This window comes from Arthrobacter sp. Z1-9, from assembly GCF_054792695.1.
On the sequence record NZ_CP096456.1, the window covers coordinates 1,411,247 to 1,429,580 of the forward strand.

Here is an 18,334-nt window from a genome sequence, read left to right on the forward strand (position 1 = left end):
TGCCGGCTACAGCGAAGCGCATTGGCCGTTGGTTGCCACGAGCTGCCGGATGGCCTCCTCGTTTCCTTCAAGCTTGAGCTGGGTCAGCATCTCTTCCGTTATCGGCTCACCGTCGGGCGTGGTGGTCACCGGGACAAAGTCCGACGGCGCGGGCTGCTGTGTTGCGATGCCGCCTGCCGGCAGGTTGTAGGGAGAGGGTCCTGCCGCCTGGACGGGCCCGGCGGCTGTGGCGGGAACAACCATGACGTCGTCGGGAGCTCCTGCCGACTGTGCCTCCTGCGCAGATGCGGATGCCAGCAAGTCGTCCACCCGCGCGTGGATCTCATCGAAGTCCGGAACCGTGGAGAAGGAGGCGTCGAAATCCGGCGGGCCGATGGTGAGCCGTTTGACGTCCTGGCCCTTCGCCTTGATGGCGAGGTCCACGAAGCTGCCCAGCTGGGACGAGGAGACGTTGGATTCCACCACCTTGGTTCCCGCGTTGGCGATGTCCTCGAACTTGGCCAGCAGCGTGGCGGGATCCAGCTGCTTCAGCATGGCCTGCTGCACGCACTGCTGGCGCTGGATGCGGGAGTAGTCGTCCACATACTCGCGCGACCGTCCGTACCACAGCGCCTGGTCTCCATTGAGTGTTTGTTCTCCGGCCGGGATCCACCCAAGGGGCATACCGTGGGTCTGGCTGAAATCGTCATAAAAGCCGCTCATGGGGACCCAGCCGCCGGCCTTGATCCTGATGCCGCCCATGGCGTCGATGAGGGAGGAGAAGCCCTTCATGTCCACCAGAACGTAGGCCTGGACGGTAATGCCCAGCGTTCCGGAGACTGCTTCAAGGGTTGCCTGCGCACCGGGGTCGGCCACGCCGGGGTAGAGGTCGGTGTACTCGTTAGTCACTTCGGTGTTGATGGCATTGATCAGGCACTCGTCCCCGCAGTCGTAGCCGTCCGGGTAGACGGCACGCATGGGGGAGTCCTCGCTGAACTGGGCGTTCTGCAGGTTCCGGGGTACGGAGATGATCGCGGTCTGGCCCGTCTTGGCGTCCACGCTGAGGACGGACAGGCTGTCCGGGCGCCTGCCCGTACGGTCCTCACCGGCATCGCCACCCATCATCAGGAAGTTGTAGCGGCCCTCCACAGAGTCGATGGCGGGGCCGGAGGAGAAGATGCTTCCGATCGCGTTCCGGCCCACATTGAGCAGGTAGGCGGCGTAACCGAGCGACCCGCTGCTCAGGACCATCGCCACAACCAGGGAAATCACGACGGCGGGCCGTGCCCCCGGCGCCAGCAGCACCGGGCGGATGAGCCGCAGGGTGTTAAGGAACAGGATTGCCCAGCCGACAGCGAGTGCCACCAGCAGGATCACTATTGCCAGCGAGGCGACGGGGTTGGTGATGATGTTGATAAGGAGGGGCCGGTTAAGCAGCAGCAGGAGCACGGCAAGCACCAGGGCTGCCCATACACAGAGTGTCACCCTTAGCGCCGCACGGCCGAGCTTACGGTCGCCTGCCACAAGCTGCGCGCTGCCTGGAACCAGGAGGGTCAGAAGCACAAGGACGAAGCCGCGCTTGGTCCGGACCGGAGAGGAGGCACTGACCGGGTAGCGGACCGGGTCGGTGAGGGCTGTGTCGGTGAGGGCTGTGTCGGAAGGGGACTGCCGGACCTTGCTGCTGGTCATGGCCGCCGTCCTAACGGCTGCCCCGGAGCGTGCCGTTGCCTTCGGCGAAAACCTCGCTGACCTTCTGCCTCAGGTTTGCCCCCTTGCGGGCCGCCACGGCATTGAGGTCTGCGGCGAAGTCGAGAAGGTCGGCGCGCAGCGATGCCGCGAGTTCGTCCGTGCCTGCTGCAAGCATCCGGACCGCCAAAAGTCCGGCATTGCGGGCTCCCGCGATGGAGACGGTGGCCACCGGAACGCCGGCAGGCATCTGCACGATGGAGAGCAGGGAGTCCATGCCGTCCAGTGTCTTCAGCGGGACCGGCACTCCGATCACCGGGAGTGGAGTGACGCTGGCCAGCATCCCCGGCAAATGGGCGGCACCGCCGGCGCCGGCGATAATTACCCTCAGCCCGCGCTCGTGCGCCGTCTGGCCGTAACGGATCATCTCGGTAGGCATCCGGTGGGCGGACACAACGTCAGCCTCGAACGGAATGCCGAACTCGGCCAGGGCGTCCGCTGCGGCTTCCATAACCGGCCAGTCCGAATCCGAACCCATCACTAAGCCCACCAGCGGGAGGCCGGCGGAACCGGGGGCGGGGGTGGCTTCGGGACTCATGCTTTCTCCTCAAGAATTGCCTGTGGTTCTTCGGTGGGTACCCGCCCGTCCCGGATGATGCCCGCTACCGTCCCCGCACGGCGTCGCACAGACTCAACCTCGGCTGTGGATGACCCCACCAGGTTTACGTGGCCGATCTTCCGGCCCGGGCGTACCGACTTGCCGTAGCAGTGAACTTTGGCCGCCGGCTCGCTGGCCAGCGCCAGCGGGAAGGCGGAAAACAGGTCCTGGTTGTCGCCGCCCAGGAAGTTCTTCATCACTACCACCGGAGCCAGGACATCGGTGGCCCCCAGCGGAAGATTCAGGACGGCCCGAAGGTGCTGTTCAAACTGGCTGGTGACCGACCCGTCCTGCGTCCAATGTCCGGTATTGTGCGGACGCATCGCCAGTTCGTTGATGAGGAATCCCGTGCCCGTGCCGGGGGTTTCGAAGAGCTCCACGGCCAGGACGCCGGTCACCCCCAGTTCGTGGGCTATCCGCAAGGCGGCATCCTCCGCGGCGGCTGCAACCTCCACCGGGATGTCCAGGGCAGGGGCGATGACTTCGTCACACACCCCGTCAACCTGGATGGTGTGCACTACCGGCCAGGCGCGGGCTTCGCCGTCGGGCGTCCTGGCCACCAGGGCTGAAAGCTCGCGGGTGAATTCAACTTTTGCCTCCGCCAGGAGGGGGCTCATGGCGTCAAACCATTCAGTGGTTCCGGCAGCCTCCTCAGCAGAGGAAACAATCCGGACACCTTTGCCGTCGTAGCCGCCGCGGGGAGTCTTCAGGACCACCGGCCAGCCAATGTCCTCTCCGAACCGGATGAGCGCGGCCACGTCTTTAACCGAAGCCCAGGCGGGGTTGGGAAGTTCCAGCCGGTCAATGGCGGCGCGCATCACCAGCTTGTCCTGGGCGTGGACCAGGGCATCGGGGCCGGGCTGGACGTTGACGCCGGCTTCCTGAAGGGCCCGGAGATGGGCTGTGGGAACGTGCTCATGGTCAAAGGTCATAACGTCCAGGCCCTCGGAGAAGTCCAGGAGGGTCTGCAGGTCCTTGTAGTCGCCCACCGGTGAGGAGGACACTGCCGAGACCGCGGAAACGTCGTCGCCTTCGGCAAGCACGCGGAGTTCGAAGCCGAGTGCGGTTGCGGCTGGGGCCATCATTCGCGCAAGCTGGCCGCCGCCAACTACACCTATTACTGGAAAAGTCACATGTGCCAGCCTACCGAAGACCGCCCGGTATCCCGCGTTCCTGGCCTGTGTGGGTGGTTTTTCGGGCCCCGAAGCGTTTGGTGGTAGGGCATTAGGGGTGCCTGCCGGACCGCCACAGGAGTTTGCCGGGCTAAAATGGATCTCTGGCCGTGTGGCCCATCGTTCAACGGCCATGGAGGGTCATGTTTAGCACGCTTGCAGATCGCATCCGGGGGCTCGCCTCACTTTTTTGGCGTGAAGTGGCCAAGTTCGGGGCCGTCGGCGGTGTGGCGTTCGTCATCGACAACGGCATGACGTATTACCTCATGCACGGGCCAATGACGGACAGCGAGGCCAAGGCCCGCTTCGTGGGCGCTTCCGTGGCAACCATTTTTTCCTGGATAGCGAACCGCCTCTGGACCTTCCGGCATCGGCGGCAGGACAACGTACTCCGCGAATTCCTGATGTTCATCCTCATCAACGGGATAGGCATCGGCATCTCCACCGGCTTTACGGCCCTCGCCAAATACGGGCTCGGCATCACCGATAAGAACATGCTCTTCCTCGCGGGAGTAGCAGGCATCCTGGTGGCCACCGTGGTCAGGTTCTTCGCCTACCGGTTCCTGGTGTTCAACAAGGAACTGGACCAGGAACCGGAGTTCTCACACGACCACGAGCTCATCGAACTCCACCACCATGGCAAAGACGCCGGCAGCGGCACCAGCGTGCCGGAACCCGAGCCCCTCACGGAGGACCCGGCCCAGCCCCAGAAGTAGGGCCAGGCCGCCAGGCTGGGCGTTCAGTTGCCGTGGATGCGTTCCGCGGCGAGCAGCCTGTCCGTGGGACCGACGTCAGGGTGCGTCATCACCACCGAACCCCCGCGCCGCCACGCGCCCAGCGCGTTGGCCAGCGCCGCCTCCAGTCCGTCCTGCCCCGGGATGTGCAGCCGCACGCCCTCTTCGTGGGGCACTGCAAACCCGTCAAGCAGTTCCTGGTGGAGGTGCCGGCGGCCGTCCTGCGCAACAATCGCGCATGCCGAGGGGTCCGCTTCGGAGTGCTGCATAAACACATCTCCGTGGGAGCGCACCTCCGCAGCGTAATCCAGGCAGCCGGCCGGAAGGTCGCCGGCCCAGCGCATGGCCAGGGCCGGCAGCGCAACGGCCACGACGGCGTCGTAATTCCCTGCTGTTTTCCCGGGCTGGGCAGTGGCCAGCAGGTCCGCCTCGCCGCCGTTCAGGACCGTCTCCAGGCCGAGCTGCCAGGCGGCAAGCGCCCAGACCATTCCCTTCCAGTGCGCGGGCAGGTCAAGCGCCAGGCGCATGCCCGGTTCAGCGTCGAGTTCGTCTTGGAGCAGGTTGCTGGTTTTGGCCACCCAGTTGTCCAGCACCTTCCCGGAGAGCTCGACGCGCTCCGAGTCAGGGCCGTACCAGGTGAGGCGCGGAGCAGTGGAGTTGCCTGATCGAAGGCTGGTCATCAGATCGATTGCCGGGGTAGTCATGGCTCAATCCTGCCACCGGCGCCACAGGGGGTCACCCGGCTGCCTTCGCAGCTTACAGACCTTCCGCCTCCGGAGTGATATTTATCACAGTCGATACTAAGCGTGCTTGCTATTTCTCCCGGTTCCGGGTATTTTCGCGAAAACCGGGGCTTTTTGGGGTGTTTTCCCGCTGGTGCCGCTGGGGCTGGCCTGATTCGAGCCGGACGAAGAAAAATTCCCGGGCGTGGCGTGTGCAACCTTGGGGAACTGGAGTGATTATTATCCCGGCTGCGGCTTGACTCGCCCAAGTTACACACGTGTAATTAGGTATCTAAAGCGACTGCGTAAATACCGGCACACAACCGAGTGTCCATGTATCCAGGCAGAAGGCTGCAACATCAGGAGGGTCGCCGTGGGGCAAGCAGAGCGTATCCAGGAAGATGCCGTCGTAGCCGGCCAGGCAACGGCACGATACCGTGCGCGGGGGGTGCCGAGCGACTGGTACGTGGACCCTGCGGACCCTGAGGCTGCGGAGCGGTACAACCGGAGTTCCGGCGACGCCCTTGAGGATCAGGGCACAGCTTTCCTCGCCGCGCACGAAGCACTCCTGGGCGGCGGGCAGGACCCCGAGGACGAGCTTGACCCGCCCATGGAACTGACGGCCGGACCGGCACAGCCCGTGTGGATCGGGCTGCCTTTCCAGCAGGACTTTGACGACGAGGGCGAGCTCGGCTGGCAGACCGATGCGCTGTGCGCCCAAACCGACCCCGAGGCGTTCTTCCCCGAAAAAGGTGGCTCCACCCGCGATGCCAAAAAGGTCTGCGGTGCCTGCAACGTGCGCTCCCAGTGCCTTGAGTACGCTCTGGCCAACGACGAGCGGTTCGGCATCTGGGGAGGCCTTTCCGAGCGTGAGCGCCGGCGGCTGAGGAAGCGGGCAATCTAATTCATCAGGATGTTCACGTCACTGCCGTTGTGGTTGCCCACAACGGCAGTGCCTATCTCCCCAAAACCCTGGCGGCCCTGGCAGCCCAGGCCCGGCCGGCAGATCAAGCCATCGGTGTCGATACCGGGTCCCGCGACGATTCCAGGAACCTCCTTGAGCAGGCGCTGGGCCGGGCACAGGTACTGAACCACCGCGGCAAGGGCGGAATGGGCGCTGCGGTATCGGCCGGTCTTGCCGAACTCGCCCCCTGGCCCGGACATCATGGCAACCGCCGCTCCGAGTGGATCTGGCTGCTTCATGATGATGCTGCGCCGGCGCCGGAAGCGCTGGCGGAACTTCTCCTCGCCGTCGAACGCGCACCGTCCGTAACAGTTGCCGGCTGCAAACAGTTGGACTGGCACGAGGGACGCAAGCTGGTGGACGTCGGGCTTTCGACCAGCCGCTGGGCCGAGCGGTTGACCCTGATCGACGCGGACGAACTCGACCAGGGGCAATACGACGGCCGCAGCGATACTTTTGCCGTCAATTCGGCCGGCATGCTGGTGCGCCGTGACATCTGGGAACAGCTTGGTGGCTTCGATCCGGCCCTGCCCGGGAGCGGCGACGACGTTGATTTCTGCTGGCGGAACCGCCTGGCCGGACATCGGGTGGTGGTTGTCCCCGCGGCCAGGATGTTCCACGTAGCCCACCGTCCGCATGCGCTGGGCAATCCGGCCGCAGCGCGGCGGGCACAGGTCCACCTGCGGCTGAAGCACGCCCCGCTGTGGATGGTGCCCGTCCATGGGGCGGCGGCCCTTCTCGGCAGCATCTTCAAACTGGTGTTGAGTATCGCCCTGAAGGATCCAGGGCACGGCGTCACGCAGCTTGCGGCGACTGTCGCAGCGCTTGGCCGTCCCCGCGCCGTCGCGAGGGCGAGGGCGAACGCCAGGAAGACGCGCCGGATCCGCCGGTCAGTCATCCGGAAGCTCCAGACACCCCGCCGCGAGGTCTGGAGCCACCGGCGCTCCCTGATGGAAGCCCTGGGCTCGGACGCCGGACCTGCCGACGACCTTGAACAGGACCCGCTGGCGCACCAGCCCAGCGGCGACGCGTCGGATGACTTCGCCGCGCTTGCCACCAGCAGGCGCGGCTGGGTGGGTAACGGTGCCCTGGCCGCGGTGATCATTGCGTCCGTCACCTCTTTGCTGGGATTGACCGGACTCTTCGGTGCCCCCGCAGTCTCCGGGGGGGCGCTCATTCCCGTCTCAAGCGGCCTGGGCGACATCTGGCACCATGCATCCAGCTGGTGGATCTCGTTGGGTGCCGGGCTTCCGGGCCGCGGGGATCCCTTCGGATATGTTCTCTGGATACTGGGCGTCCTGGGCGGCGGTGACGCCAACGCCGCCTTGGCCTGGCTGCTGCTGCTCGGCACCCCGCTGTCCGGCCTGACAGCCTGGTATGCGGCAGGTGGCCTGACAGTAAGCCGCCGCCTCCGCCTGGCAGCAGCACTTTTCTGGGCGGCTGCCCCAGCCCTGCAGGTGGCCCTTAACCAGGGCCGGGCCGGAGCTCTTATTGCCCACATGATGATTCCCCTGGCCGCACTGGCCCTGCTGCGGGCCACCGGCTCCGCAGTGGGGCAAGGACGGTTCCAGCTGCCGGCGCCCGGGGACCGCCGCTTCACTGACCGGCCACCGGCCAAACCGGGGATCAACGGAATGCCGTCATGGACTGCAGCTGCAGCCGCTGGCCTGGCGCTTGCTGTGGTGACCGCGTCCGCACCGTCCCTGCTGATTCCGGCCACAGTGGTGGTAGTTCTTTGCGGGCTTCTGTTGGGGCGCCGCGGCCGGACGGTGTGGTGGGCGCTGTTGCCCACCGCGGCGCTGTTCATCCCGTTCGGCCTTTCGGCCCTGGACAGGCCGCGGGCTGTGCTGGCTGATCCCGGCGTGCCCCTGGGCTTCGACGCGGCTCCGCTTTGGCAGCAGCTGCTGGGCCAGCCGCTTGAATTCGGCCCCGGCGGCGGGCTTGCTGGGCTGCCGTACTTCGCTGACAGCTCAGTGCCGTGGGCGTTGTTGCTTGCCCTCCTCGTTGCCGTCCCCGTCCTGCTCCTGGCCGTGGCGGGCCTATGCCTTTCCGGCAACCGGGCAGGCACTGCCCGGTCCCTGTGGATTGTCGCCACCATAGCCCTGGCGGGAGGCTGGTTTGCGGGACAGGTAGCTACCGGCATGAATGCCGACACCGTAGTGACGCCCTTCCCCGGACCGGCAGTGTCGGCAGCCGCGTTCGCCCTGCTGGGTGCCGGAATCCTGGGAGCTGAACGGCTCCTGGGCCTGGCAACGGCGGCGGCCGGCAGTGTCAAACACAAGACGGCCCTGCAGTCAGCAACAGCATGTGGCATGGTGCTCCTGCTCGCCGGACCCCTCGCAGGAATGGCAGCCTGGTCGGCGCAGAACGTCCTCCGTCCTTCTGTTGTGGCCGCCCAAATGCCACCGGCATCCCCTGCACTGGGCACGCCCCGCCTCGTTGAGGCTGCCGGCATCCGCATCCTCCCCGCCACGGCCACCGACCGCGGAACCGGCCCCGAACAGACGCGCGCGCTGTTGATCAGCACCGGCGAGAACGGCACGTACAACGCTTCCCTGATGCGCGGCGCAGGCACAACGCTGGACAGCCTTTCGGCCATCGCCTCGGCACGGAACATCCTCGGCAGCCCGGGATCAGAAACCGTGCGCGACGACGACGACGTCACGGCAGCAGTCCGCCGCGTGGTGGCAACGCTGGTGGCGGGCCAGGGCGTGGACCCCCGGCCCGACCTTGAACAGCTCGGCGTCGGCTTTGTGGTTCTGCGGGCAGCAGACACCGCTGCCCAGCTCACCGCCAGCCGGATGGACGCGGTGCCCGGGCTCATCGCAGTGGGGCAAACCGACGTCGGATGGCTGTGGCGGATCACCCCGCTGAACCAGCCTGCGCTCGAGGCGGCAGATGTTGCCCACCGGGTGCGGGTTGTCGACGCGGATGGCGCCGCCATCGCGCTGGTCCCTTCAGGGTACGACGACGTCGATGCTGCTGTTCCCGAGGGGCCGGAGGGCCGGCTGGCGGTACTGGCGGAACGGGCAGATCCCGGCTGGAGTGCGTGGCTGGACGGCCGCAGGCTGACAGCAACCACGTCAGGATGGTCCCAGGCTTTCACCCTCCCGGCCTCCGGGGGCCACCTGACGGTGCGTTACGAAAACCCGTGGGCCCTGTGGTCCGGGATCGCCCAGGCCACCGTCATCGGACTGACGGTAATGCTCGCCATCCCGATGCCCGCCCGGCGCCAGAGGACGGGTCTTTCCCGGGACGAGGGCTCGCTGCGTAAGGAACACCAGAATGCGTAACACGTCAATGCCGGCGGAAACACCGGAGGCACGTGGTGCCGCCGGAAATGAAACCCAGGAAAGCCCCGCGCCTGCAAAGCGCTCAACCGGCAACGGGCGGAACTCGCTGTTCTCCGGCCTGGCCACCGCCGCCGTCATCCTTGCCGGTGCAGGAGCCGTGGTGGCAGCCGGCTCCGTCCTCCCTCAGCCCCCTTCAAGCCGCGCCGTACCGGCGGGGGTTTCGGCAGTTCCTGCCGGCAGCAGCGTCGGGGTATGTCCGGGCCCGGCCCGCCTGCTTGAAGGCTCCGAAGCGGGCACAGACCCGCAATTCAGCCCGAAGTCCGCAACTGCCGCCAGCTCGGTCACCGGGGCAGTGCTCAGCGCAGGCGGAGTGCTCCCGGCCAGCCGGCTGTCGGAACTGGGCGGAACGACCGCCGTCGAGATCGCCAAAGAGCAGGCCCGGCCCAGTGCGGCGGGAGGTTCCCAGGAACTTCTCGCCGGCGTGGTGGCGGCCCGTGCCGTGGACCAGGTCACCGTCCTCAGCGCCGATGCCCTGGCAAACCAGAAGGCCTCGGCCGCTGCGGCCATGAAGTTCACGGCAACGGACGGCGACCTGCAGGGGACGGCGGCAGCCAACTGCCTGCAGCCGTCAAACGATCAATGGCTCGCCGGTGCCGGCACGACTGTTGGCCGTACGTCAGTGCTTGTCCTGACCAACGCTTCCACCACCCCGGCCACCGTCAGCCTGGAGCTTTTCGGATCCGGAGGGCAGATCCAGGCACCCGGCAGCCGGGGACTGCTGGTGGCGCCCGGGACATCCCGGCCGGTGGTTCTCGCCGGCCTGGCTCCGGGCGAGGCCCAGCTCAGTGTGCACGTGCGCAGCGCCGGAGGCCCTGTTACCGCCGTCATCCAGCAGAGCGTCCTGCGTGGCCTCACCCCTGGCGGCGTGGACTTCATCGCACCCGGAGCGGCGCCGGCCGTCCGGCAGGTGATGACCGGCATTGATATCCAGGAACCGGACCGGGTAGCCGCGGTCACCGGAAGATCCGGGTACGAGGACGCAGGTCCGGCGCTGCAGCTTACCGTTCCGGGCCCTTCAGACGCCGTCGTGGAGGTCAAGCTCTACGGGCGTGACGGCCAGAAGGCATTGCCCAACGGGGGAGTCATCACTGCCAAAGCGGGCACCGTCACCGAAATTCCGCTGGCCGGTGTCCCGGCTGGCCACTACACGGTCGACGCGTCATCGGATGTCACCTTCGTCGCCGCTGCCCGCATTACCCGCGGCCTCCAGGACACCCAGGCAACAGACGTCGCGTGGGCGGCATCGGGAGTAAGGCTGGGCAGCCAGCACGTGGTCCCCGTGCCACAGGGTGGCCAGCGCACGCTGGTCTTCGGTGCCCTCGATAATCGGGCCACGATCACCTATTCGGCCATTACCGCCGACGGCAAGGTCCGGGCGGCCGCCACCGCCGATATCGCCGGCGGAACAACCGCGTCCGTCGCCATTCCTGAAAAGGTGGAGGACTCCGGCGTTGTTGGCTACGTGGTCTCAGCCTCAGGCGATGCCGCCTACGGGGCCGTGCTGTTGCAGCAGGACGGAAGGAACGACGTCTCGTCCCTGTCCTTCCTGCCGGCAGCGGCGGGCCAGGAAACGGTGCCCGTCACCCTGAGTTACTGAGCGCTGCACCGGCTGATGGAACGCGTTGGTTTGATTAGCTGCTGATAACCGCGGGTCAGTACCGGCGCCGGTACACGGGATCGAGGGTTTCCGGGGCAACACCCAGCATTTCAGCCGTATGCTCCACCACCACGTCATGGACCAGGTCCTGAAGTTCCTCGACGCTCCCGCACGCCTGCTCCACCACGCGCCGGTAAACGGTAATCATCGGACCGTCCTCACCGGTGGCAGGGGTGTACGAACCCATAGGCACAGTGGCGGCATTCGCGGCCAGCTGCTCCAGGTCCGGCGGGATTTCGTCAACGCCAAAGCGGACGCCATCAAGGGTTTTGCCCCAGATGTCGTGCAGCCGTTGCGCGGAGTCCAGCACCATGTCATCGAAGCGGTCCGAACGCGTGCGGTAACCCGGATGGGTGGGGAGCACCACGTCACCCCGGAGACCCCGTCCGTGGCGGTTTCGGCGGCGCATCATAAAGCTTCTGCCCGGGGAAGCCGTGCCTTGGTCCCTGCGGGCATCCGGCTCAGCCAACCGGACCGAAAAGCCTGAATCATGGTTCGATGACTGCATACATCGACTGTAAACCCGGGGGAGGATTTACGCGACACATGGACGGTCCCCGCCAAGGCGCGTCGACCCGGGGAGCAATGCAGTGTTTTGCCGCCATCACGGAGTAGTCTGTGATGTCGTGGGAGCTATCCGTCAGTGTTCAAGATCCGCGTGCCGCCAGTCAGCGGTCGCTACGCTGACGTACGTCTACGCGGATTCCACGGCGGTCCTGGGACCGCTGGCCACCTACGCCGAGCCTCATTGTTACGATTTGTGCGAGCAGCACGCTGATTCCCTCACCGTCCCGCGGGGCTGGGAGGTTTTGCGCCTGGCCATGCCCTCCACTCCGCAGCAGCCGGGCCCGGATGACCTCCTGGCACTGGCCAATGCGGTCCGCGACGCCGCTGCCTTGCCCGCCCAGCCGCAGCCAACGTCCGGGAAGCGCGGCCCGCATTCGGCACTGGAAGCACCGGCAGGAGCGGAAGGTACCCGACGAGGCCACCTTCGCGTCCTGCGTGAACCGTCCTGACGTGCATCTGGCGGTAGGCTGGAAGCTGCAATTCCGTCCGCTACGGCGCCAGCACGCCCGCCAGGGAGCATGAGTAATGCCAAAGATCCATCCTGAACTCCTGTCCATCCTGCGTTGCCCCGTGACGAAATCGTCCCTGGCACAGGAAGGCGAGGAACTTGTTGCAGCCGTCGCGGGCGAGTCCGGAGTGAAGCCCCGCTACGCCATCGAGGACGGAATTCCCCTCCTCCTTCCGCCCGAACTGCTGGCAGCAGCGACGGCGGCTGGTTCAGACCAGCACGATTCTGCCGCCGGAACACCGAAGGCCGTTTAGCCCGCAGCACCACGCCACAGGCGCACCGCCCCACGCCGCGGTTCCCGGACGGGGCGCCGCAAGCAGCACCCGGCCACCGCCGGACAGAGTAAAGGATTCACCCATGGCTTTTGATTACAAGGTTGCCGATATCTCGCTGGCCGAAGCCGGCAGGCACCAGATCCGCCTGGCAGAGCACGAAATGCCCGGCCTGATGTCGCTGCGCGAAGAGTTCGGACCCACGCAGCCGCTTAAGGGCGCGCGGATCGCAGGATCGCTGCACATGACGGTGCAGACCGCCGTGCTGATCGAAACCCTCACGGCATTGGGCGCCGAGGTGCGCTGGGCTTCCTGCAACATCTTCTCCACCCAGGATGAGGCCGCCGCGGCGGTAGTGGTCGGAAAGGGCACCGTGGAAGACCCCCAGGGCGTCCCGGTGTTCGCCTGGAAAGGCGAAACGCTGGAGGAGTACTGGTGGACTGCCGAGCAGATCCTCACCTGGCCCGGCGCGGAGACCAACCCGGAGCTTGGCCCCAACATGATCCTGGACGACGGCGGCGACGCCACCATGCTGGTGCACAAGGGCGCCGAATTCGAGGCAGTGGGCAACGTCCCGTCCAATGACCCGACGGATTCCGAGGAGTACGGCATCTTCCTTGACGTCCTTCGCCGCTCACTGGCATCGGACCCGCAGAAGTGGACCCGCACCGCCGCCACCATCAAGGGCGTCAGCGAGGAAACCACCACCGGTGTGCACCGCCTGTACCAGCTGGCTGAACAGGGCAAACTGCTCTTCCCGGCCATCAATGTCAACGATTCCGTCACCAAGAGCAAGTTCGACAACAAGTACGGGATCCGGCACTCGCTTCCGGACGGCATCAACCGTGCAACGGACGTCCTCATGGGCGGCAAGGTCGCCGTCGTCTGTGGTTACGGCGACGTCGGCAAGGGTGCCGCGGAGGCACTGCGCGGCCAGGGTTCACGCGTGATCGTCACCGAGATCGACCCCATCTGCGCACTGCAGGCGGCCATGGACGGTTACCAGGTGGCCAAGCTTGAGTCCGTCTTGGCCCAGGGCGATATCTTCATCACCACCACGGGCAACAAGGACGTCATCATGGCCGAGCACATGGCCGGCATGAAGAACAAGGCGATTGTTGGCAACATCGGGCACTTCGACAACGAGATCGACATGGCCGGGCTCGCCAGGATCCCCGGCATCAAGAAGGTGGAAATCAAGCCGCAGGTCCACGAATGGGTTTTTGACGAGGGGACCGACGCCGAGCGTTCCATCATTGTCCTGTCCGAAGGCCGCCTGCTGAACCTGGGCAACGCCACGGGGCACCCGTCCTTCGTGATGAGCAACTCGTTCGCCAACCAGACCATCGCCCAGATCGAGCTGTGGACCAAGAAGGACCAGCCCGAGGGGGAGCGCGAGTACGAAAACCAGGTCTACGTCCTGCCCAAGGTCCTGGACGAGAAGGTGGCCCGCCTGCACCTGGACGCCCTGGGCGTGGAACTGACCGAACTGACCAAGGACCAGGCTGAGTACCTGGACCTGGACGTTGCCGGCCCGTACAAGCCCGAGCACTATCGTTACTAAGAAGTAAAGTGCCCGGGTGCGTGGAGCAACCGGGCTGTTACTTTCTGCGCCTAGGATCAACTTATGGAGCCTGAAGTCCAATCCCGCCGTCCCGGAAGAGTCAAAATGATTCTTGTGGTGGCCGCTGTCTGCCTCCTCGCCGCCGTGGGTGGCGTGTTCGCTGCCGTGGCACCGGGAATTGCCCGCGGAGCCATCGAGTCCGAGGCAGGGACCGCCGTCCGGACATCACCGGGCATCGCCTCCCCGGTCATTGCGCCCGTGAAGCTCGACGCCGCGCCCGCCGACGGTTCCAAGCAGGTGAATCCGGCCGCCCCGGTGTCCCTGAAGGTGGCCAACGGCACCATAGAACGCGTTACGCTCACCAGCACCGCAGGTGAGACGGTGGAAGGCAGCATCGACGCCGCGGGGACAGGCTGGACGGCGTCCGGGGCCCTGAAGTTCAACACGGATTACAGCTATACGTACGTGGTGAAGGACGGTGCCGGCCGCGAGACCAGCACCACGCAGTCCTTCAGCACGGTGTCCAGTTCGCACGAGGCGGACGCTGCCATCTACCCCCTGGACGGCATGAAAGTGGGCGTCGGGCAGCCACTGCAGGTGATCTTCAGTGAACCGGTGGTCAACCGTGACGCCGTGGAAAAGGCCATCAGCATCACCAGCAGTGCCGGCCAGGTGGGCGCCTTCCATTGGCACAGTGACACCATGGTCCGGTACCGGGCGGAGAACTTCTGGGCGGCAAACTCCACCATCACCATGGACATGCAGCTCTTCGGCGTGGACCTGGGCAACGGCCAGATCGCCAACTTCAACAAGAAGGTGAACGTCTCCATCGGCGACAAGAAGGTGGCGGTGGCGGACGCAGCCGCTCATACCTTCACCCTTAGCGTCAACGACCAGGTAGTTAAGACGCTCCCGGTGAGCATGGGGGACAAGCGGTTCCCGTCCGCCCGCGGCTATGGCGTGCTGATGGAAAAGAAGCGCTACGACCACTTCCGGGCCTCGAGCATTGGGCTGAAGCCCGATGATCCGGCTTACTACGGGGACAAGGACGTGGAATACACAATCAGGCTCACCCTCAGCGGAGCCTACATCCACCAGGCCCTGGAATCCGCCTACCCCTTCATTGGCAACACCAACGTCTCGCATGGCTGCATCGGATTCGCTCCCGACGGCGCCGCCTGGGTCTTCGAGAACATGGGCACCGGCGACGTTGTCCACATCGTCAATACCGAGGGCGACTACGCAGCCCACGACGACGGGTTCGGCGACTGGAACATCCCCTGGAGCGAATACGCCAACTGACGCTCAGCTGCCAAAAGGCAGCCGGTGCAGCCGCTCACCAGTCTCTGCGGTCCGCCGCCGCGCCTGCGACAACCTGGCGAGTTCCCTGCTCCGCCGCTCAGCCACGACGGCGGCAAGGTAGTCGCCGGGGATGGTCCCGGGAGGCGGGGGAGGGGCCACGTGGGCCGCGAGCTCATTTGCGATTGACTCTGCCATGCCGGTCCTGGACAGGGGCGCCATCCGTCCGGCCTGGCGGATGAACTGCGATGCCCGCCGTGCCGTCGCATCAGGAATCCGTCCGATGTCCGCAGCGGCGGCCCAGGACTGCAGCCGGGGCGGAACAAGCACGGGAGGGGACTCCTCAACCGGTACACGGCTCCGGATGGCGTAAGTCCCCGCCATCAGGTCGCCCAGCCGGCGGGACCTGTCGTTGAACAGGGCCACGGCAATCGCGAGCCCACCAAAGGTCAGGTAGATCTCGAGGAAGCCGGTCAGCCCACGGATGAGGGCGTGGCGGAACCGGATGGCGCCGCCGTCCTCCCGCACCACCCGCAGACCGGCCGCGAGCTTGCCGAGCGAAAGCCCGCGGCTCAGGGTCTCCACCGCCACCGGAACGATCACCAGGCAAAAGACAACACTGGCCAGCACCAGCGCGCGCAGGGCGGCCTCGTCCAGGTCCCCGGCCGCAGCTGTTACGCCGATCAGGATGGCCACCAGCAAAATAATGCTCAGGGCCATGTCCAGGAGCAGGCCCAAGGCACGGGCGGCAAACGATGCCGGACGCAACTCCAGGACAACGGCCTCACCGGTGACGATCGAACTCACGCTGTTCCTGTTCCTCGCGGCGTACGGGACGCTCATAGTCTAGTGCTGGCAGTTAGGCTGGTGCCGTGGATATGGACGCGTTCTCCGCCGTCAACGCGGACAAGTGGTCGCGGCTGCATGACCTTGCCCATAAAGGCAGGCTCAGTGGCCCGGAAGCAGATGAACTGCTGACGCTGTACCAGGCCACCTCCGCCCACCTCTCCCTCATCCGGTCGCTGGCTCCGGAAAGCGGACTGTCCGCGTCGCTGTCCGCCACGCTCGCCCAGGCGCGGACGCGCTTCACCGGCGCGCGGTCCAACCTGATGGAAGACCTGGCACGGTTCTTTGTGGTGGCCCTTCCGGCGGCCTTCTACAGGCTCACCTGGCTCATCCTGGCGTGCGGGGCCGCCTTTGTCCTGATCGGCGCGGCCTACGCAATCTGGATCAGCACGTCGCCCGAGGCGCTGCGTGCGGTGGCGTCCGAAGCGGCGGCCACGCAGTACGTCGAGGAAGACTTCATCAACTATTACTCCGAGAATCCGGCCGCGTCCTTCGCCGGCGCGGTCTGGACCAACAATGCCTGGATCAGCGCACAGGCTGTGGCCCTGGGAATCACCGGAGTGTGGGTGCCAATGATCCTGTTCAGCAACGCCCAGGGGGTGGGCATAGCCGCGGGCATTTTCGCTGCCGCCGGGAAGTCGGATGTCTTCTACAGCTACATCCTGCCGCACGGCCTGATGGAACTCACCGCGGTGTTTATCGCCAGCGCCGCCGGCCTCCGGATCTTCTGGGCGATGGTCTCGCCGGGTCCCCGCACGCGGGGCCGGGCGGTTGCCGAGGAGGGCCGGTCCTTGATCACCGTAGCCCTGGGCCTTGTCCTGGTGCTGTTCGTCTCCGGGCTGGTGGAAGGGTTCGTCACACCCAGCGCGCTGCCGGTCTGGGCGAAGATCGGCATCGGGGCCGCGGTGCTGGCAGCCTACTGGCTGTATGTCCTCACCTGCGGACGGCACGCCTACCAGGCAGGGGAGCGCGGGGACCTCCGCCGCGAAGACGCAGGTTATTCGGAAATGGCTGCCTGAATCGTTGTAATCCATGCGGGGTGGTTCCTCGCCCCGCCGGAAGCCCGGGCGGTAGGCTCGTCAACAGATGAAGCGCGCCGGCGGATCCAGAACCGGCGCGGAAACCCAACGGAAGTGACGCTGCTGTGAAAGACGAAACTCCTGCCCGCGCCAGGCGCGCCGAGCCGCAGCCGGAACCAGTCCTGGACACATCAGGTGACTCTGACGAGCCCGCGTTTTCCTGGCTGACGCCAGCCGGAACGGGCACCGGAAGCACCGCTACTGACCGGCCCAACGGATCAGCCGGGGACGGGCAAGCCGCGACTCCGGTGCGCGGCGGGACTGCCGACGCCGGTTCAACTGCAACAAGTGCCGGCCCAGCCGCAGCCCGCACCGGTGGTTCTTCCGGGGTTGGGGCAGCAACGGGTGCCGCAACCCCGGAAGCCCGCCAAGCTGTCCAGCCGGAGAGCCGGGCGGACCGAAAAGCCGCGGAATCCACCATCGAGGATCCGGGACCGGCGTCCAGTCTGGATTCCTCTCCAGTATTCAAGGAACGGCTGCCCACCTCCGCGCTGCAGGTGCGTCCGCCTGAGGAGGAAGTGGAGCGCCGCAACGCCCAGCGCGAGAGTGCAGCCAATGCCAAACCCGTCGCGCCGCGGGTGATGCAGGTCCTGCTGGCACTCTTCTTCCCACTGATCCTGCTCATCCTTGCTGTCCGTGCAGTGACCAGCCCGCTGTTCCTGTGGGTGGAGTACAACCGCCCCGGATTTCCCGGCGATGGCTACGGGTTCAGCACCGACGACAGGATGACCTACGGCTCCTACGCCGTTGATTACCTCAGCAACTGGGCCGGCCCCCGCTACCTGGGTGACTTGGTGCACCGCAGCGGCGACAAGCTGTTCAAGGATGGCGAAGTCAGCCATATGGCAGACGTCAAGCTGGTGATCCTGTCCACGTTTGGTGCCGGCGTGCTGCTGATCCTGGTGAGCATCATCGCCGTCCTCTACCTGCGCAAGCGGAGCCGGGGCGGAGTCCGCAGGGGCCTGTTTGCCGGCTCCATCATCACGCTGGTCCTGATCCTGGGATTGGGCTCCCTGGCAGTGCTCGGCTGGCAGCAGTTCTTCACCGAGTTCCATCGGATCTTCTTCGCGGACGGCTCATGGACCTTCAGCCTGGATGACACCTTGATCCGGCTGTTTCCCGGCCAGTTCTGGATCGACGCCGGGATGGTGATCGCGGGCCTGGTGCTGTTGACTGCGCTCGTCACGCTCATCCTCACCTGGCCGACCCGACGTCGGCGCGGCCTCGCCAAGGACGAACCGGCGGAAGACCAGCCAGCCGGGCAGGCGTAGCCG

16 protein-coding genes are annotated in these 18,334 nt (G+C 66.1%); 10 read left to right on the forward strand and 6 right to left on the reverse strand.

The annotated features are described in order from the left end of the window. Nucleotides 1-6 precede the first annotated feature (6 nt). Genes M1D93_RS06490 through M1D93_RS06500 form a run of 3 tightly spaced genes read right to left on the reverse strand, consistent with a single transcriptional unit; the run spans nt 7 to nt 3,408 of the window. Complete coding sequence (locus tag M1D93_RS06490; protein ID WP_461174322.1) at nt 7-1,668, reverse strand: LCP family protein; 1,662 nt, start codon at nt 1,666-1,668, stop codon at nt 7-9. A 10-nt stretch (nt 1,669-1,678) separates the two neighbouring features. Further along, complete coding sequence (purE, locus tag M1D93_RS06495; RefSeq protein ID WP_461174323.1) at nt 1,679-2,263, reverse strand: 5-(carboxyamino)imidazole ribonucleotide mutase; 585 nt, start codon at nt 2,261-2,263, stop codon at nt 1,679-1,681. After that, nucleotides 2,260-3,408 (reverse strand): 5-(carboxyamino)imidazole ribonucleotide synthase, encoded by a 1,149-nt coding sequence (locus tag M1D93_RS06500; protein ID WP_461174324.1) that lies wholly within the window; start codon nt 3,406-3,408, stop codon nt 2,260-2,262. The genes purE and M1D93_RS06500 overlap by 4 nt, the downstream gene beginning before the upstream one ends. Before the next feature lie 230 nt (nt 3,409-3,638). On the opposite strand from M1D93_RS06500, the gene M1D93_RS06505 reads away from it, so the two are divergent. Beyond that, on the forward strand, nt 3,639-4,211 hold the full coding sequence (locus M1D93_RS06505; RefSeq protein WP_461174325.1) for a GtrA family protein: 573 nt from the start codon (nt 3,639-3,641) through the stop codon (nt 4,209-4,211). Between the two features lie 23 nt (nt 4,212-4,234). On the opposite strand, the gene M1D93_RS06510 is transcribed toward M1D93_RS06505, so the two are convergent. Beyond that, nucleotides 4,235-4,933, reverse strand: coding sequence for a TIGR03089 family protein (locus M1D93_RS06510; protein WP_461174326.1), 699 nt, complete (start codon nt 4,931-4,933; stop codon nt 4,235-4,237). Nucleotides 4,934-5,324: 391 nt separating this feature from the next. Here M1D93_RS06510 and M1D93_RS06515 point away from each other — a divergent pair, with 391 nt between their 5' ends. From M1D93_RS06515 to M1D93_RS06525, 3 genes are read left to right on the forward strand one after another with little or no spacing between them, the layout of a single operon-like run. Continuing rightward, nucleotides 5,325-5,855, forward strand: a complete 531-nt coding sequence (locus M1D93_RS06515) for a WhiB family transcriptional regulator (RefSeq protein WP_461174327.1) — start codon at nt 5,325-5,327, stop codon at nt 5,853-5,855. 29 nt (nt 5,856-5,884) lie between these two features. After that, the gene (locus tag M1D93_RS06520) at nt 5,885-9,208 is read left to right on the forward strand and encodes a glycosyltransferase family 2 protein (protein ID WP_461174328.1); all 3,324 of its coding nucleotides are present in this window, start codon (nt 5,885-5,887) and stop codon (nt 9,206-9,208) included. Beyond that, nucleotides 9,201-10,865: a DUF5719 family protein gene (locus tag M1D93_RS06525; RefSeq protein ID WP_461174329.1), complete on the forward strand. Its 1,665-nt coding sequence runs from the start codon at nt 9,201-9,203 to the stop codon at nt 10,863-10,865. Before M1D93_RS06520 ends, M1D93_RS06525 begins: the two co-directional genes overlap by 8 nt. A 55-nt stretch (nt 10,866-10,920) precedes the next feature. Here M1D93_RS06525 and M1D93_RS06530 read toward each other — a convergent pair whose 3' ends face one another. Beyond that, nucleotides 10,921-11,433, reverse strand: coding sequence for a metallopeptidase family protein (locus tag M1D93_RS06530; RefSeq protein WP_461174330.1), 513 nt, complete (start codon nt 11,431-11,433; stop codon nt 10,921-10,923). Nucleotides 11,434-11,551: 118 nt separating this feature from the next. Between M1D93_RS06530 and M1D93_RS06535 the strand changes: the two genes are divergently transcribed. The 4 genes from M1D93_RS06535 (at nt 11,552) to M1D93_RS06550 (ending at nt 15,138) form a co-directional block, all read left to right on the forward strand. Continuing rightward, nucleotides 11,552-11,941, forward strand: a complete 390-nt coding sequence (locus tag M1D93_RS06535) for a DUF3499 domain-containing protein (protein WP_461174331.1) — start codon at nt 11,552-11,554, stop codon at nt 11,939-11,941. 76 nt (nt 11,942-12,017) lie between these two features. Further along, nucleotides 12,018-12,254 (forward strand): Trm112 family protein, encoded by a 237-nt coding sequence (locus tag M1D93_RS06540; protein ID WP_461174332.1) that lies wholly within the window; start codon nt 12,018-12,020, stop codon nt 12,252-12,254. Nucleotides 12,255-12,357: 103 nt separating this feature from the next. After that, nucleotides 12,358-13,836: an adenosylhomocysteinase gene (ahcY, locus tag M1D93_RS06545; protein WP_461174333.1), complete on the forward strand. Its 1,479-nt coding sequence runs from the start codon at nt 12,358-12,360 to the stop codon at nt 13,834-13,836. 63 nt (nt 13,837-13,899) lie between these two features. After that, the gene (locus tag M1D93_RS06550; protein WP_461174334.1) at nt 13,900-15,138 is read left to right on the forward strand and encodes a L,D-transpeptidase; all 1,239 of its coding nucleotides are present in this window, start codon (nt 13,900-13,902) and stop codon (nt 15,136-15,138) included. Between the two features lie 3 nt (nt 15,139-15,141). On the opposite strand, the gene M1D93_RS06555 is transcribed toward M1D93_RS06550, so the two are convergent. Continuing rightward, a complete protein-coding gene (locus M1D93_RS06555) occupies nt 15,142-15,942 on the reverse strand; it encodes an RDD family protein (RefSeq protein WP_461174335.1) in 801 nt (266 codons plus the stop codon). 65 nt (nt 15,943-16,007) lie between these two features. Between M1D93_RS06555 and M1D93_RS06560 the strand changes: the two genes are divergently transcribed. Then, nucleotides 16,008-17,000: a stage II sporulation protein M gene (locus M1D93_RS06560; protein WP_461174336.1), complete on the forward strand. Its 993-nt coding sequence runs from the start codon at nt 16,008-16,010 to the stop codon at nt 16,998-17,000. Nucleotides 17,001-17,125: 125 nt separating this feature from the next. Continuing rightward, on the forward strand, nt 17,126-18,331 hold the full coding sequence (locus M1D93_RS06565) for a TIGR01906 family membrane protein (RefSeq protein ID WP_461174337.1): 1,206 nt from the start codon (nt 17,126-17,128) through the stop codon (nt 18,329-18,331). Nucleotides 18,332-18,334 lie beyond the last annotated feature (3 nt).

Bases quoted from the DNA above. Each gene is read 5' to 3' on its own strand.
- M1D93_RS06490 (WP_461174322.1), bottom strand. From the start codon at position 1,668: ATGACCAGCAGCAAGGTCCGGCAGTCCCCTTCCGACACAGCCCTCACC.
- M1D93_RS06505 (WP_461174325.1), top strand. From the start codon at position 3,639: ATGTTTAGCACGCTTGCAGATCGCATCCGGGGGCTCGCCTCACTTTTT.
- M1D93_RS06500 (WP_461174324.1), bottom strand. From the start codon at position 3,408: ATGATGGCCCCAGCCGCAACCGCACTCGGCTTCGAACTCCGCGTGCTT.
- M1D93_RS06510 (WP_461174326.1), bottom strand. From the start codon at position 4,933: ATGACTACCCCGGCAATCGATCTGATGACCAGCCTTCGATCAGGCAAC.
- M1D93_RS06525 (WP_461174329.1), top strand. From the start codon at position 9,201: ATGCGTAACACGTCAATGCCGGCGGAAACACCGGAGGCACGTGGTGCC.
- M1D93_RS06540 (WP_461174332.1), top strand. From the start codon at position 12,018: ATGCCAAAGATCCATCCTGAACTCCTGTCCATCCTGCGTTGCCCCGTG.
- ahcY (WP_461174333.1), top strand. From the start codon at position 12,358: ATGGCTTTTGATTACAAGGTTGCCGATATCTCGCTGGCCGAAGCCGGC.
- M1D93_RS06530 (WP_461174330.1), bottom strand. From the start codon at position 11,433: ATGCAGTCATCGAACCATGATTCAGGCTTTTCGGTCCGGTTGGCTGAG.
- M1D93_RS06550 (WP_461174334.1), top strand. From the start codon at position 13,900: ATGGAGCCTGAAGTCCAATCCCGCCGTCCCGGAAGAGTCAAAATGATT.
- purE (WP_461174323.1), bottom strand. From the start codon at position 2,263: ATGAGTCCCGAAGCCACCCCCGCCCCCGGTTCCGCCGGCCTCCCGCTG.